Origin of the sequence: Saezia sanguinis (assembly GCF_003991585.1) — a bacterium.
In the GTDB taxonomy this organism is placed as follows: Bacteria; Pseudomonadota; Gammaproteobacteria; order Burkholderiales; family Burkholderiaceae_C; genus Saezia; species Saezia sanguinis.
The window spans coordinates 101,374-116,675 of the sequence record NZ_PQSP01000006.1; the positions used below are offsets into that span (position 1 = coordinate 101,374).

General features: G+C 55.4%; 10 protein-coding genes. 4 read left to right on the forward strand and 6 right to left on the reverse strand.

Going from position 1 to position 15,302, the window contains the following annotated elements; all coding sequences use genetic code 11:
- Positions 1 to 97: 97 nt before the first annotated feature.
- The 5 genes from CUZ56_RS10955 to CUZ56_RS10975 form a co-directional block, all read right to left on the reverse strand.
- The gene (locus CUZ56_RS10955) at positions 98 to 5,926 is read right to left on the reverse strand and encodes an autotransporter outer membrane beta-barrel domain-containing protein (RefSeq protein WP_126980436.1); all 5,829 of its coding nucleotides are present in this window, start codon (positions 5,924 to 5,926) and stop codon (positions 98 to 100) included.
- Positions 5,927 to 6,407: 481 nt separating this feature from the next.
- Positions 6,408 to 7,043, reverse strand: a complete 636-nt coding sequence (locus tag CUZ56_RS10960) for an OmpA family protein (RefSeq protein WP_126980437.1) — start codon at positions 7,041 to 7,043, stop codon at positions 6,408 to 6,410.
- A 108-nt stretch (positions 7,044 to 7,151) separates the two neighbouring features.
- Positions 7,152 to 8,990, reverse strand: coding sequence for a 1-deoxy-D-xylulose-5-phosphate synthase (gene dxs / locus CUZ56_RS10965; RefSeq protein ID WP_126980438.1), 1,839 nt, complete (start codon positions 8,988 to 8,990; stop codon positions 7,152 to 7,154).
- Position 8,991: 1 nt separating this feature from the next.
- Positions 8,992 to 9,939, reverse strand: coding sequence for a polyprenyl synthetase family protein (locus CUZ56_RS10970; protein ID WP_404948040.1), 948 nt, complete (start codon positions 9,937 to 9,939; stop codon positions 8,992 to 8,994).
- Positions 9,936 to 10,184 (reverse strand): exodeoxyribonuclease VII small subunit, encoded by a 249-nt coding sequence (locus CUZ56_RS10975; protein WP_126980439.1) that lies wholly within the window; start codon positions 10,182 to 10,184, stop codon positions 9,936 to 9,938. The genes CUZ56_RS10970 and CUZ56_RS10975 overlap by 4 nt, the downstream gene beginning before the upstream one ends.
- A gap of 275 nt (positions 10,185 to 10,459) precedes the next feature.
- Here CUZ56_RS10975 and CUZ56_RS10980 point away from each other — a divergent pair, with 275 nt between their 5' ends.
- Positions 10,460 to 11,611, forward strand: coding sequence for an aromatic ring-hydroxylating oxygenase subunit alpha (locus CUZ56_RS10980; protein ID WP_126980440.1), 1,152 nt, complete (start codon positions 10,460 to 10,462; stop codon positions 11,609 to 11,611).
- Positions 11,608 to 12,756, forward strand: a complete 1,149-nt coding sequence (locus CUZ56_RS10985; protein ID WP_126980441.1) for a DMT family transporter — start codon at positions 11,608 to 11,610, stop codon at positions 12,754 to 12,756. Before CUZ56_RS10980 ends, CUZ56_RS10985 begins: the two co-directional genes overlap by 4 nt.
- Here CUZ56_RS10985 and CUZ56_RS10990 read toward each other — a convergent pair.
- Positions 12,750 to 13,664, reverse strand: a complete 915-nt coding sequence (locus CUZ56_RS10990) for a LysR family transcriptional regulator (protein ID WP_126980442.1) — start codon at positions 13,662 to 13,664, stop codon at positions 12,750 to 12,752. The two genes, CUZ56_RS10985 and CUZ56_RS10990, sit on opposite strands and share 7 nt — an antisense overlap.
- A gap of 226 nt (positions 13,665 to 13,890) precedes the next feature.
- On the opposite strand from CUZ56_RS10990, the gene CUZ56_RS10995 reads away from it, so the two are divergent.
- Positions 13,891 to 14,643 carry a DsbA family protein gene (locus CUZ56_RS10995; RefSeq protein WP_126980443.1) on the forward strand — a complete coding sequence of 251 codons (753 nt, stop codon included), beginning with the start codon at positions 13,891 to 13,893 and terminating at the stop codon, positions 14,641 to 14,643.
- A gap of 24 nt (positions 14,644 to 14,667) precedes the next feature.
- A complete protein-coding gene (locus CUZ56_RS11000) occupies positions 14,668 to 15,282 on the forward strand; it encodes an NAD(P)-dependent oxidoreductase (RefSeq protein ID WP_126980444.1) in 615 nt (204 codons plus the stop codon).
- Positions 15,283 to 15,302: the final 20 nt, after the last annotated feature.

The window sequence follows — 15,302 nt, forward strand, 5'->3', positions numbered from 1 at the left end:
AAACAGAGCACCCTTGCCTATTGGTATTGGCTTGGATGCTCTGCCTTTGCCTTGGTGACTACTTGTGCCCAAACGCTTTTCAGGCACGTCCCCTAAGTTAGAAGATGAACTTCAACCCCAGCGACCCTGAGTTCATCGACTTGATCCGCGTTTCACCCGAACCTGCTCTGAACTGGTGGCCGATTTCACCATACAGCCGCAGACTGGATGTGATATCCAGCGTAAAGCCCAAAGCCAGTTCAGGGCTGGTATAGCTGACCGATGAGCCAAACCGGTTCGACAGGGTATCGGTAAACGTCACATAGTCGCTGCCCGAGAAGGTATGCCACAGGTTAAAGCGGGCATATGGCGTAAAGTCGCCCCACGAGGTTTTCGTGGGTAAAACGATCCGCGCGCCCACCCGGCCGATAACGGCATCTTTGGTATCCATGCTGACCTGCGTGGTCAGGCCGGTGGTACTGTCATCAATGCTGGTGTGCATGTAAATCAGTTGTGCCTGTGGCTCAATGAACGCCCGGCTGTCACCGATGGTAAATGGCCGCCCCACTTCCAGCGAAGCCGTGATGCTCTTGGCATCAAAACTGGCCTTGCGGAATGCATTGTCCTGCGAGGGATCAAGCTTGACATCATGCCAGCCGACCTGCAGCACGCCATCGGCGTAAAACCCGTTTTCAGCGGTATAGGTTCCGTAGCCGCCAAAGAAATAGGATTGCGCCTTGATATCCCCAGCCTTGATCCAGCCGAAATCAGACGATGTATCCACCCCGGCCTTGTTGTCCAGCATGCCGGCATACACACCGAGGTTCCAGCTCTCATTGGTCATCAGGTCAACACCGCCCTGGAAACCTTTGGAACTGACGCTGGCACGTGAATAAACATCGCTGTGCTGTTCAATATCGCCGGAACGGCCCAGAACGCGCGTCCACAGACGGGGGCCATCAACCGACAACGTCGATCCTGCACGGCCATCATGAACTTCGTCCCCCATGCGCTGATGCAGTGTTCCCAGCATCATCAGCGTATCACCCCGCAACACGTTGGGCAAAGCGGAGTACAAAGGCACATCAGGCCGGAACTCGGAGCGCAGATACCAGTTTTCCCCCTGGCCCTGTGCATCACCGGCATACAGACGGTATTCATATGCACCGGCCAGCACGTATTCACGTTGCAGGTTGAAAGCATCCTTGGTGGTCTGTGCGGTGGTTTGTGCACCGTTGAGCGCTTCCACCACAATGATGCCATCCCCCGTGGTTGCAAACCCGCCTGAGTTGATCGGCTGTACCACCAATGTGGTCTGACCGCTGGCGGTGCCGCCGTCAATCACCAGCTTGTCGGCCACCTGCTTCATCCCATCCAGAGAAAGCTTCATGGTGCCGTTCTGGCCCACATAATTATTGGCGATCAGGTAGCTGTCTGCACTCCGGCTGGCAAGTGTAACCGTGCCAGCGTTCACCAGGTCAGCCACCTGCTGATTGTGTCCGCCCGTATCCAGCGTTGCCCCTGCATCCACCGTATGGTTAGATGCCGCACTGAAGGCAAATGCCATGCCGCCTTGCAATGTAGCGCCGGAACGGATCGTGGTGGAGCCGGTGTACAGGTTCTGATTGGTCAGCACGGTTGTGCCACCAGCATCACGCAACACGTTGCCATCGCCGGAAATAACACCGCCATACGTCTGGCTGCCACTGACATTGTCAAACACCAGCGTCCCCGTACCGATTAAGGCTGACGTACGGTCTCCCAGATAAACGTTTTGATTTCCCAGGCTGCCGCTGCTCAGGTCATGACCACCGACGCGCGCCACCGAATCGCTCAGCACCTGAAGCACCGGTGCGGTTCCGGCCATCTGCAGATCACCCACAATGCGAACGTCACTGCTGTCAAGCACATTGATCACATTCCAGCCTGAGCCGATATTGGTGCCACGTGACAAATCATCTGCGGGCAAAGTGCCGACTTTGGCATTGGCCCCCGATACACCGGAAAGCTGCAGCACATTACCGTCTGCTGCCGGTGTCATGATGTGTGAAACACCGCCCAGATCTCCCTGCTGGATCAGCGCAAAGTTGTTCCCGCCCGTGCCTTCAAATTCCACGGCACCGCGGAATGATCCGGCGGTCCACCGGAAAGCGTCTTCGCCCGCCCCGGTATTGATCACCCCGACCGTGGAGGCCCCAGCAGTAATCAGGTTCACCAGGTCATTTCCTGCACCAGACTGAATGACCCTCTGCGTTGCATCAGCCGCTTCAAGCACATAATCATTTTGAATGATTTTGTCGTTCGAGCCGCTGGCATCCACTACCGCCAGACCGGCTACGCTGGCAGAGCGTATCTCGCCTGTATTCAGGATACTTTGCGCGTCCCGCGCAATCAGCGCAGAACCACCGGTGCTATCGAGCACATTGATCACCCCGTCGGTCTGCACTGCGCCTGTGGTGTTGGCATATACGCCGGAACCGGTTGCGGTGCCACTGGCGTTGCCTACATTGACGGTATAACCATCACTGAACAGGAAGCTTGAACTCAGTTGCGATGCGCTCGTATCATAGTTATCCAGCACATAGCCGGTACCGGCACCTGTGACATTGATGGTATTGCCCGAGTTGCCAGAGTTCAGATCCACTGCCGTGCGAATCCCTGCGCCATCATGCGCATTGATGGTAACACCGGTCAGCGTGATCAAAGAGGTTTCCGCTTTATTTTCAACCCCTGTCCCGCTGCCTCGAACATCCACGGTCAGGTCTGTCGCGGTCAGCCCGGCAGCGCCCGTATCCAGCAAAATGCCATCGGCAGTACCATCGGCAACAATACCATCGCTGCCATCTGCCACCAGGCCTGCGCCATCTAGCAGTTGAACTGCAGCCGTGCCATCGTCGGTCTGAACATGCCCGAGCTTGCCGATAACCGCATTGCTGCCGGTAGCCTGAACCCCGACACCGTGAGCCACATACAAAGCTTCATCGGCGTTATTGATCAGTTGCCCGTAGTCTTCAATGCGCACACCCGTATTGTCTGTGCCTTGCAGGTTCACTGTGGCGTCGCTGTTGAGCGTGATCGTCCCATAGGTTCTTGCCACATAGGCAACAACATCATCGGCTGAGGAAGTGATGCGTCCGCTCGAGTCCAGATTGGTGTAATAGACACCCTGCTTCTGGTTCACCACATTGTATTTCTGCCCATCCACCACACCGGCGGTAGCGCCAGAGCCGGTCAGATTAATCACGGTATCGGCATCAATATGACCAACGGCACCGCCCTCAATGCGCACGCCAATGGAGTTTTCTCCGCCGACATTCAGCGTTGCATTCCCCGTATCGATCACAGAGGAGCTGCCGGAACCCACAATCGCGATGGAATCCTGTCCGGTAACCGTCATTTCCATCGGCAGGCCAGAATCGCCATTGGTACCGTCAAACTCCGCACCATCAGCGACGCGAAACAGCGTGGTACGTGCATGGCCATTATCCGCCGTTGTGATGGTTTCAATATTGGCTTTAGCCCCGACGCCAGAAAGCAGATAACCGATCTGATCGGTATTATTGATGACCGGGCTGGACTGCGCTGCTACATTAACCGTTCCATGGTTTTGCACATAAATGCCAATAGCGCCCTGCCCATCCAGAATAATGTTCGATTGAATATTGGCCGTAGCCCGATACGTATCAGCCAGGCTGCCCTCAACCACCACCGCATAGTTCCGGTAGCCGGTAGACGGGTCCTGCCCGTCAATCACCGTAATGGCCCCTGTGCTGGTTGTCGTCACTTCTGCATCAGCCGTACTGCTCAGCACATGCAGGCCCACATTATTTTTGCCGGAAACATTGATCTGCCCGGTATTTTCTATGGTAGAGCCAGACGCCCCGGAGTTTCTGACCGTCATACCATAATTGACACGCCCGGCCTGATCACCATTGATGTTGATGGTGCCGCTGTTGCTGACATCGCCACTGGAGTCCACCACCAAAATCCCAGCGGCGTTGCGCACGCCCGTGCCTAATGTAATGTCGCCTTTATTTTGCACATTGCCTGCGGTTTCAACATAAACCCCGGCAGACAGATTTGCGCCGCCGCCCATATTGACATCGGCCGTATCTTCATCAATGCTTGACTGCGCTTCGCGACCAATATAAATCTGGCCGGTATCCTCATTGGTAAACGACCCGTTGCCCGTCACAATGACGCCATAGGCCGTTCCGTCTCCGAAGGAGTTACCCGAACCATCCCGGCCATCCACCAGGTTGATGGAGCCAGAGTTGTAGCCCTGTGAGTTTCCTTCTATCCACATGCCGCGGCCCAGCACCCAGCCGTCTTCAGGCAAAGGCTCTGAATCAATACCATCCGAAACACCGGTTGGAGACGAATAGTCATTGGTCGTCAAGGCCTGGTTGATCACACCATTGTTCACCACAACGCTGTCACCGGCACCATGCATGCCAAAAGAGCCCCAGTTCGTGACATCCTGGCGCCCGTCTTTGTCAACAAACAGGCCCGAATTCAGCACCCCGTTATTGATACCGGTGGAATCCACCATGACCATGCCCTGCGAAACATTGGTATATATGGATGTGCGCCAATGATCGAGCTGCCCGTCATTCACCAGTGTTGCGCCGCTGCCTGCATACAGGGCCCCGCCGGAACTGCCGGAAACAGCCAGCCGCGCATCCGATTCGATCTGTCCGCTGGCGTTGGAGCCGGTCACATGTATCGCGTGCAGTTCACCGATGCCTTCGGTGGCTTTGTTATCGTGCGCCGCGCCATCATCCCATACCTTGTAGGACCACGACACTGTGCTGGAGTCGCCATACGCGGCATCCAGTTGCGTGCGATACTGGCTTTTCACCTGGTTTTCAGACAAGGCCAGCCCGCCATCCGCAGCGGAAACCACCCAATACTGAAACTGGTCCTGCAACCAGTTGTTATAGGCAGCCAGTTCGGTCGGGTTGGAAATGGTAAACGTTTTAGATGTTGACTGCACCCCTAAGCTGTGGTCATTAGGATCCACCCAACTGTACTCGGTGGTCGTGACATCCTGAAACTGCAACAGTTCGGCAGAGCCGCCCTGCACTTCCGTGGCAATAACGGGCGTTACTTTGAAGTCAATGTAGTTGTCAGACTGCCAGACAATGCTGCTGTCATTGCCGGCCGTACCATCTGCATACAGCAATGTCGATTGTTTGGCCGACATCGAAATGGTGTTGTCTGCTTCCCGCACATTCTTGGTGTCATCGCCCAAATCCACATTGATCTGTCCGCCGGCTGACGTGACCTGGCCCAGCCCGGTACCAATGTAAATGGAACTGTTCACCAAATCGACATCCGGGTTAAAAACCGGTAACTGCTCGGTTGAAAAGTCCTTGAAATAGCCGCCGTTTTCCAATGCGTCAGAGTCATAAGTCGGGATTGCAAGCACCCCGCCGGTTTTGGGGTCAAACACATTAACCACTTCGTTCTGAGACGGTGTGCCGATTTTCTGGAAATAATCGGTCACATCGGCAGGCGGCGCATTGGTCCACTCAAACTTGTCCTGGATCTGCAAATCACCTGAACTGGGCGATCCGGAAGACGCAAAACCACCAGGAACAATGACACCATTGAGATTGCCGGTGATTGTCAGCGGTGTTCCGTCTGTCGGTACCGTGTACTGATAGCCATAGCTGGAGCCATCGGGCGTCATGTTTTGGATATTGACCGTTGTCTGCGCCTGAATCGGCGCTGTCAGCGCGAACGTTCCTAAAAAAGCAAGGCAGGCTTGCCACATCCGGCTGGGTGTTTTCTGCACAGCCACGGCTGGCGCATGCTCTTTTCGCCTTGTCTTAAGAATCAGGCGTGTTGTGCTGCCTCCTTGGGTCTGGCTTTTAGCCAGCTCCGAAGCAACAACAAATTGAGACAGAGCACGGTTCCATACAATCCGGTAGGTTGAGTTCATCGCTTGTTATCCTGTATAGCTAGTAAAGCCCGAGTGAGTAGCTACTGATCTTTTTTTTCTTATCGTAATTCTGGTTTTATGCATTAAATATAGTTTTTATTCCCTGCTTTAAAAACCGCATGGCACTCGTTTCTTGGCATCTCTGTGCGAAAGTTCACACTTTCGGGGTATCAAAAAGGGCCTGGTGTTGTCATTTGACACCAAGCGATAGGCTGAAATACGCATGAAAACACCGTGTCAGCCCTATTTGCAGGCCTTCTCATCATGTTGGCAGACACACGCCGGCTTGACGCAGGCATAAAAAAACGGGCTCTTAAAAAGCCCGTTTGCAAAAGAACCTACCGTATGTCTACAGCCTTTACGAAAACCAGAAAACCAAAAGCCGCTCTGACGGTATCAGAGCGGCCTGTCATTAATTACAGCAATTACAGCCTGTGCATCAAACGCGATTGCGTCTGGCCTTACAACGGTTATCCGGTCATCAATTGGCGCTGCCAGACTCCTCGGGCTGTTGCACAACCTCCAGCAAAGCATCCGCAGAGAAATCTGCCTTCTCCACAATCACAACCTCCACCCGGCGTGCCTGTGCGTACGAACCATCTCCGGTCGTTTCAGTTGGACGCAACAAATACAACTGCGCCTGCGGGACACCCATGGCAACCAGTGCTGCCCTGACATTCAGCGCCCGCTGTTTTGCCAGTTCTTCATTGGCAGCCGGATCGCCTGTCGGATCATGGAAGCCTGAAATCACCAGAAACCGGCCACGCTTGGCTGCGGCCACAGCATCTGCCAGCGCCGCCTTGGCGCCATCGGCCAGATCAGCTTTACCCGGTGCAAAATAAAAATGCACATTGCCATTGACGATGGTCACGCTGGCAACCTGTTCAGCAGCCACAGCTTCTACCGAGCTCTCAGGCGATGCAAGAGACGCATTATGATTTCCTGCAGCTTGCTGCGCAACTGTGGCCGGCGATGATGATGCCGTTGTCACAGCCGCTGTTTTATGAGGCTGCGCAATACCAATCCACAATGCAATACCAATCGCTACAGCAGCCATTGCACCAATGGCGACCAAGGCAGCACTTTGCCCATCTCCTTCTGAAGCATCTGACATCATGTCCCTTTCAAAATCAAATCGAATCAGCAGATTCTAATAGAAGCCTACCCATACTGCCTGCCGACCTCCTGTCAACACAGCAATTTACCCAGCCTACATGCGCCGCATTCAGGCCAGAAATGCCTGAACCGACCTGGCAATTCCAGCCGCATCCAGGCCATGCATATTTTTCAATTTTTGAGAATCTCCATGCTCAATAAACTGGTCCGGCAGACCCAATTGCAGCACAGGGCGCGCCAGCTTAAGCCGCTGCAATGCCTCCATCACAGCACTGCCGGCACCACCCGCAATACAGCCTTCTTCAATGGTCACAATCGTTTCATGCGCGCGCGCAATCTGCTCCAGCAATTCGATATCCAATGGTTTAACGCTGCGCATGTTCACAACCGTTGCATCCAGTTGCTCCGCGGCCTCCAGCGCCGGGTACAGCAACGTACCAAATGCCAGAATCGCCACGTTCTTCCCCTCGCGCCGGATTTCACCTTTGCCATACGGCAGCGGCTCCAACCCCGGCTCGATTGCCACGCCTGCGCCATTGCCACGCGGATAACGCACCGCCACCGGGCCGGGCTGCGCATATGCCGTACTCAACAAACGGCGGCATTCATTTTCATCCGCCGGCGTCAGTATGCCCATATTGGGAATGCAGCGCAGATAGGCAATATCAAACAAACCCATGTGTGTGGCGCCATCGGCCCCCACAATGCCGGCCCGATCCACCGCAAACACCACCGGCAGATTCTGCAAAGCTACATCGTGAATCAACTGGTCATAGGCCCGCTGCAAAAATGTGGAATAAATCGCAACCACCGGCTTAAGCCCTTCACATGCCAAACCGGCTGCAAAAGTCACCGCATGCTGCTCTGCAATACCAACATCATAATAACGGCGCGGAAAGCGGCGCTCAAATTCCACCAGGCCAGAACCTTCCCGCATGGCCGGTGTAATGGCAACCAGCCGTTCATCCTGCTCGGCCATGTCGCAAACCCAGTCGCCAAATATCTGCGTGAATGTTTTGCCGCTGGATGCAGGCCCTTTTTGCAGGCCTTTGGCCACGTCAAACTTGCCCGGCCCATGGTAGGCAATGGGGTCTGCTTCGGCCAGTTTATAACCACAGCCTTTTTTGGTGATCACATGCAGAAACTGCGGCCCTTTGGCATTGCGGATGCGCTCCAGCGCATGTACCAAAGACTCCAGATCGTGCCCATCAATCGGCCCCACATAGTTAAACCCGAGTTCTTCAAACAGGGTTCCGGGCACCAGCACGCCTTTGGCATGCTCCTCCAGACGCTTGACCATTTCCAGCAGCACAGGCATCGGCCCCAAGACGCTTTTCGCGGTATCTTTAGCGGTATTGTAGATACTGATCAGCTTGGCCAGATGCCGGTTCAGAGCCCCCACTGGCGGAGAAATGGACATCTCATTGTCATTGAGAATCACCAGCAGATCAGCATCGCTGACGCCGGCATTGTTCATGGCCTCAAATGCCATGCCGGCACTCATGGAGCCATCACCAATGATCGCCACCGTATGCCGGCGCTCACCCTTCTGGCGTGCTGCCAGCGCCATGCCCAGCGCAGCCGACACCGATGTGGAGGAGTGCCCCACACCGAATGTGTCATACTCACTTTCATCCCGTTTGGGAAAACCGCTCATCCCCTGGTATTGCCGCAGCGTTGGCATGCGGTCGCGCCGCCCGGTCAGAACCTTGTGGGCATATGTCTGGTGGCCAACATCCCACACCAGCCGGTCTTCAGGCGTATTGAACACATAGTGCAACGCAACCGTCAGTTCAATGGTGCCCAGGTTGGACGAAAGATGCCCGCCGGTCTGTGCCACGCTTTCCAGCACATAAGCCCTTAACTCATCTGCCACCTGGGGCAACTGCTCTAAACTGAGCTGGCGTAAATCGGCCGGGCTTTGGATTTGATTCAATAAGTCACTCACACTAATAACTCCTGGCCACCATTTTGTCGGCCAATGCCTGCAACGGGGCAATCTGCGTCAGCCCGCTGTGCAACAGTGCCTGCCTGGCCTGCGTATACAGCGCCTGCGCCCGCTGCCTGGCCGCAGCCAATCCCAGTAACGATACATAAGTCGGTTTGCCTGCCTGCGCATCTTTACCGGCCGTTTTACCAATCACCGCACTCTCGGCTGTTGCGTCCAAAATATCATCAACCACCTGAAACGCCAGCCCCAGCGCATGCCCATATGTGTTCAGCGCATCGCGTGCCTGCCGGCTGACGCTTTGTGTACTGCATGCCATTCCCAGCGATATGCAACCGCTGAGCAATGCACCGGTCTTGAGCTGATGCATCTCCTGCAGGTGCTGCTCATCCATACTCAGCCCGACGTGCGTGAGATCAATCGCCTGCCCGCCAGCCATGCCCATGGCACCTGCCGCACGCGCCAATACGGCCACCAGCCGCGCCTGAGCCACCAGCGGAAGCTGTGTTTCATCGGCCGGGGTCAGCACCTCAAAAGCCAGTGCCTGCAACGCATCGCCGGCCAACAATGCCAGCGCCTCACCAAACTTCACATGCACGGTAGGCTGCCCGCGGCGCAGCACATCATTATCCATGCAGGGCAAATCATCATGCACCAGCGAATAGGCATGAATCAGCTCAACGGCGCAGGCCGCTCTGAGCGCTGCCGGCGTTTCCTGAGCCCCCACCGCCTGCGCGGTTGCCAGCACCAGCAGCGGGCGCAACCGCTTGCCCCCATTCAAGGCTGCATAACGCATCGCCTGCCCCAGCTCTGCCGGCGCGCTGGCGCTGACATGCTGGTCAAGCGCTGCCTCAATCCGTTCAAGCTGCTGCGCTGCCCAGCGCTCATAGTCAAAGGTCTGCTGCTGACCTTCGGCGTTTACAGCATATGGCGTCTGAACACCACTCACTGTGCATCCCCGGAGATGAGCGGCTTCAACTCACCGCCTTCGAGCACCTGCACCTGCTGTTCAACCGTTTTGAGCTTGTCACGGCAAAAAGAAATCAGTTGCGCACCGCGCTGGTAATTTTCCAGCAGCGCATCCAGTGCCAGCTCGCCTGATTCCATGCGCGCCACCAGTTGCTCAAGCTCATCCAGCGCATTTTCAAAATTATCCGGAACCGGCCGCGCGGCCGCTTTGCGGGGAGATGCCATGATACTGTTACCTATATGATTCAGATTTTCTTCAAACTTTCCACATTTTACCCTTATGATGGGCGAATACCAGCAAGATCGGGGTAAAATAAGGAGTATGGCGCTTTTGCCATATGCCCCTGTCTGCTACCTACTTATGCTCTAGATAGAAGTCAGGGTATTTTTATCATTCGCCTCACCCTACATCAACAGGAGTACGGCTCTCTTTAGCCACCCACGCTACGCCATATCGGCCGGTAGCCTGATGTCTTTTTTAAAGGGATACCTCAGGAATCATGTCGGATCTGAAAACTTATCTCCATCAAGACGGCCCTGGCCCGCAGCTGCCAGTTTCCAGTTACTTCAGCGAAGAACTCTATCAAAAAGAAATGGAGCTTATCTTTCAGCACACACCGCTGTACCTGGGACACCGCCTTGCCGTTCCGGAGGTAGGAAATTATTATGCATTGCCGCAGGAAAACGAAGGCCGGGCGCTGGTTCACAACAAAAATGGCATTGAACTGATTTCCAACGTCTGCCGGCATCGCCAGGCCATCATGCTCAGGGGCCGCGGCACCACTGGTGAAAACATTGTCTGCCCGCTGCACCGCTGGACCTACAAAACCGATGGGCAGTTGATTGGTGCACCGCACTTTGACCAGAACCCCTGCATGAACCTGCAGCGTTTCCCGGTCAGTGAGTGGAATGGCCTGCTGTTTGAAAACCATGGCCGCAACATTTCCAAAGACTTTGAAAAGCTCGGCCCACGCGCCGACCTGGACTTCTCCGGCTATGTGCTGGACCATGTGGAACAGCACGTCTGCAACTACAACTGGAAAACCTTTATTGAAGTCTACCTGGAAGACTACCATGTCGGGCCGTTTCACCCGGGCCTGGGCAATTTCGTCACCTGTGACGACCTGACCTGGGAGTATGGTGAAGAATATTCGGTGCAGCGCGTGGGTATTGCCAACGGGCTGACCAAATCCGGCTCTGCTGTCTACAAAAAGTGGCAGGAAGTGGTACGCAACTACCGCCGCAACGCCGGCTTGCCTGAAGTCCCACCCCATGGGGCTATCTGGCTGCTGTACTACCCAACGCTGATGATCGAATGGTACCCGCATGTGCTGGTGGTTTCCAACCTGTACCCAATGGGTACGCAGAAAACCCTCAACACCGTGGAGTTCTACTACCCGGAAGAAATCGCCGCTTTTGAGCGTGACTTTATTGAAGCCGAACGCGCGGCTTATATGGAAACATGCATCGAAGACGATGAAATCGGCGAGCGCATGGACATTGGCCGCCGTGCACTGATGGAGCGCGGCGTCAGTGAAGTAGGCCCTTACCAGAACCCGATGGAAAATGGCATGGAACAGTTCCATCTGTGGTATCGCAAAATCATGAAAGAGCCGGCACAACAGCAGACTCCCAGACTGGCGGCAGAATGAACCAACACATTTCCAGCAACACGGTGGATGCATCAGTCGATGCATCCATTGCGACGGCAGAAAACAGCAATGCCGCCAGCGATCCGGAGGCTGACCTACCAGCCTCGTCCCACGGCCTCCCAGACTCAGCCAGCACCCCGCAGGCCAGCGCGGCCAATGACAATACGGTGCTCCCGACAGCATCAGAGCAAGCAGCTGCCACTGACAGCCCGAATCTGCTGATCGGCATCATTCGAAGCCCGGCGTTCCTGATGATCATGTCGGTGTTCTTATTTTCTGTCATGGTGCTGTGCGTGAAAATGGCTTCACGCTATTACAGCAATTTTGAGATCATTTCATTTCGCGGTTTTATCGGTGTGGCATGTCTGCTGATCTACCAGCAGATTGCACACGGGCACGGCATCACCGCCATGAAAACGCCCTATCTGGGCATGCAGATGTGGCGCTCCTTCATCGGCACCATGTCGATGACCTGCTGGTTTTACGGTATCGCGATCCTGCCGCTGGCCACCGCCACCACCCTGAGTTACATGTCCTCCATCTGGATGGCGCTGTTCATCATCGCCTCGGCCATGATCACTGGCAAAGGCAAACCGGACTTTAAACTGCTGCTTACCATTGTGGTCGGCTTTGGCGGCATTGTGCTGATTCTGCGCCCCACCGGAGACAGTTTTGAACTGTGGGCCAGCCTGGTGGTGCTGCTGTCCAGCGTTTTTGCGGCACTGGCCTACCTGCAGGTGGCAGCGCTGGGCCGTATGGGCGAGCCGGAATACCGCACCGTCTTTTACTTCTGCCTGTTTGGCGCTATCTTCGGGCTGGTATGCACGCTGTTCAACCCCAACGGGTTTTCCGAATTTTCCTGGCCCGGCATTGCCTGGATGATTCCCGTTGGCGTGACCGCCATGGCAGCACAGTTGCTGCTGACCCGTGCTTATACACAGGGCAATGCACTGGTCAACGCCAGCCTGCAGTACCTGGGGCTGGTGTTTGTGATTCTGTTTGACTGGATACTGGGCACCGGCTGGCCCGACCAGCTCACCTGGATCGGCATGGCACTGGTTGTCCTCTCCGGTTTACTGGCAACCATTTTACGCAGCATTAAAATTCCGCATGCGCTCAAACATGCCGATAAACACCATCATTGATGAAACGGCCTGATTCCGCCAGCAGGGTCCTGCTGGCTGAACCAGTGCACTAAAAAATCCAGCAGCGTGCGCAGCAGCGGCGTCATGCCCTGGTGTGATGCATACAGCCCATAAATCGCCAGATCCTGCACATGCTCGTGCCCCAGTACCTCCACCAGTTGCCCGGTTTGCAGATACGGCAGCACCGCAAACACCGGCTGCATGGTAATCCCGGCGCCCTGTAAAGCAGCAGCAAGCAAAACCGTTGACTCACTGGCACTCATCGAACCATTCACCGGCACACTTTTCGGTGGCTGGTTTTTCCGCGCCTGAAATGCCCACAGGCTTTTGCTGAAATAATGGTGCGTCAGGCAGTTATGCAGCATCAGGTCTTCCACCTGTTTGGGCTCACCATGCTTTTCCAGATAAGCCGGGGCCGCGCACAACACCGAAACACATTGCCCCAGGGGCCTGGCGACCAGTTGCGGATCAGGGTGGTTGGTTGACCGGATCGCCAGATCAATCCGGTTGGCCACCAGATTAACCGCCTGATCGCTGACCTGCAAGTCAACCGTCACCTGCGGATACTGCGCCAGAAAACGGCTCAATGCCGGCGCCAGGATATATTGCGAAAACACATGCGCGCAACTGACACGGATCAGCCCCTGCACCGAGCGTGCCGACGCAATCGGAAACCTTTGCGCCACATCCAATAACTGCCGGCAATCCTGCAGAGCCTGGCTGCCGGCTTCTGTCAGGCTGATCTGTCGCGTGGTCCGATGCAGCAAACGGGTACCTGCCCAGTGCTCCATGGCGGCCAGGTAGCGCGTCACCATGGGTCGAGACATTTCCAGGCTGGCGGCAGCCGGGCTTAATCCGCCCCGCTCAACAATTTCGACAAAAACCCGTGCGGCAGTAACGCGGTCCATGTATTTATTTGATCGAATAGTGAAACAATTTATTGTCTATTTTGCCATTTACTGATCGATTTATGCAATATAAGATCAAGGCATCATTTAAATCAAGCATAAATTCATGGCTCTTCACGATAAAACCAGGGCCACTAGCTGGTCAAAGAAAAAGCTTTCAAGCAACATGTCAAAGCAATTCAGCATATAACAAATGGATTCATTTAACGCCGGAGGAAACACCCGTATGACAGCACAAACACCTTCTGACCTGAGACTGCACGCCATCATTGACCCCTACTGCGGCTGGTGCTACGCTGCCGCACCATTGCTGGATATTGCACAAAGCATGCCGCACGTTGAGTTGACGCTGCACGGTGGCGGCATGCTGACCGGAACCAACGTGGTACATATCAGCCCGCAGTTTCGCGCTTATGTGATGCAGCACGACCAGCGCATAGCCAAAATCACCGGTCAGCCTTTTGGCGACGCTTACTATAACGGACTGCTGCACGACTCCGAAGCGGTTTTGAACTCGATGCAACCGACGACTGCCATGCTGGCGGCCCAGGCGCTTGGCGGTTACGGGCTGGATATGCTGCACCGGGAGCAAAAAGCGCTGTACGTGGAAGGACAGCACATTTCCAAAGAGCATGTGCTTACCCAACTGGCACAGGACATCGGGCTGAATGCGCAGCAGTTTACCGCTGCCTATCAGCAGTTGGCAGGTAATGAAACACAGGACCATATTGAACAAAGCCGCGCGCTGTTGTTCAAGGTGGGAGGACAGGGCTTTCCCACACTGGCGCTGGAAACACCGGATGCCGACTGGGCGGTCGTCGACCTGGGCTCATTCCTGGGCCGGCCGCAGGAATGGAAAAAACACCTGCAGACATTGCTGCATGAACAGGGGCACGACATCATCGAACTGGACGAAACCAGCCCGGCACAGACAGCCTGCCCGATTGATGGCTGCGCACTCCCCAAAACCACAAACTGACTCCAAGACAGGAAAGGAAAAGAAATGAAAGTTGCCCTTATTGGCATCAGCGGGCGCGTGGGCTCCCGCATTGCACACGAATTGCTGCGCCGTGGACACGCTGTTGTTGGCGTGGCACGCCGCATTGACGATATCTCACCGCAGAAAAAACTCACGCTGGTAGCCGGGGATGGCAAACAGGCGCAGCCTCTGGCACCTCAGATCAAGGGCTGCGACGCCTTGATCAGCGCAGCGCGGTTTTCAGATGGCCCCACCGCCGATGATGTACTGGCATTGGTCAAGGCTGCCGGCATTGCTCGCCTGCTTGTCGTGGGCGGTGCCGGCAGCCTGGAGGTAGCACCCGGCAAACGCGTGCTGGATACGCCGGACTTTCCCGACAGCTACAAGCCGGAAGCCAGTGCCGGCACTATTTTCTTAGCACGCTTGCAGCAGGAACAGGAAGTTGACTGGACCTTTCTATCCCCGTCGGCAGAATTCATGCCGGGCCAGCAAACCGGTCACTTCCGCCTGGGACACAACCAGTTGCTGGTCGACAGCCAGGGGAAAAGCTGGATCTCTATGGAAGATTACGCGATTGCCATGGCCGATGAACTGGAAAAACCGCAACACACGCGCCAGCGTTTTACCGTAGGTTACTGACACACTGACACCATCTCTCC

Excerpts from the sequence above, each read along its gene's own strand:
- CUZ56_RS10955 (WP_126980436.1), bottom strand. The coding sequence starts at position 5,926 with ATGAACTCAACCTACCGGATTGTATGGAACCGTGCTCTGTCTCAATTT.
- CUZ56_RS11000 (WP_126980444.1), top strand. The coding sequence starts at position 14,668 with ATGAAAGTTGCCCTTATTGGCATCAGCGGGCGCGTGGGCTCCCGCATT.
- CUZ56_RS10960 (WP_126980437.1), bottom strand. The coding sequence starts at position 7,043 with ATGATGTCAGATGCTTCAGAAGGAGATGGGCAAAGTGCTGCCTTGGTC.
- CUZ56_RS10990 (WP_126980442.1), bottom strand. The coding sequence starts at position 13,664 with ATGGACCGCGTTACTGCCGCACGGGTTTTTGTCGAAATTGTTGAGCGG.
- CUZ56_RS10975 (WP_126980439.1), bottom strand. The coding sequence starts at position 10,184 with ATGGCATCTCCCCGCAAAGCGGCCGCGCGGCCGGTTCCGGATAATTTT.
- CUZ56_RS10995 (WP_126980443.1), top strand. The coding sequence starts at position 13,891 with ATGACAGCACAAACACCTTCTGACCTGAGACTGCACGCCATCATTGAC.
- CUZ56_RS10980 (WP_126980440.1), top strand. The coding sequence starts at position 10,460 with ATGTCGGATCTGAAAACTTATCTCCATCAAGACGGCCCTGGCCCGCAG.
- CUZ56_RS10985 (WP_126980441.1), top strand. The coding sequence starts at position 11,608 with ATGAACCAACACATTTCCAGCAACACGGTGGATGCATCAGTCGATGCA.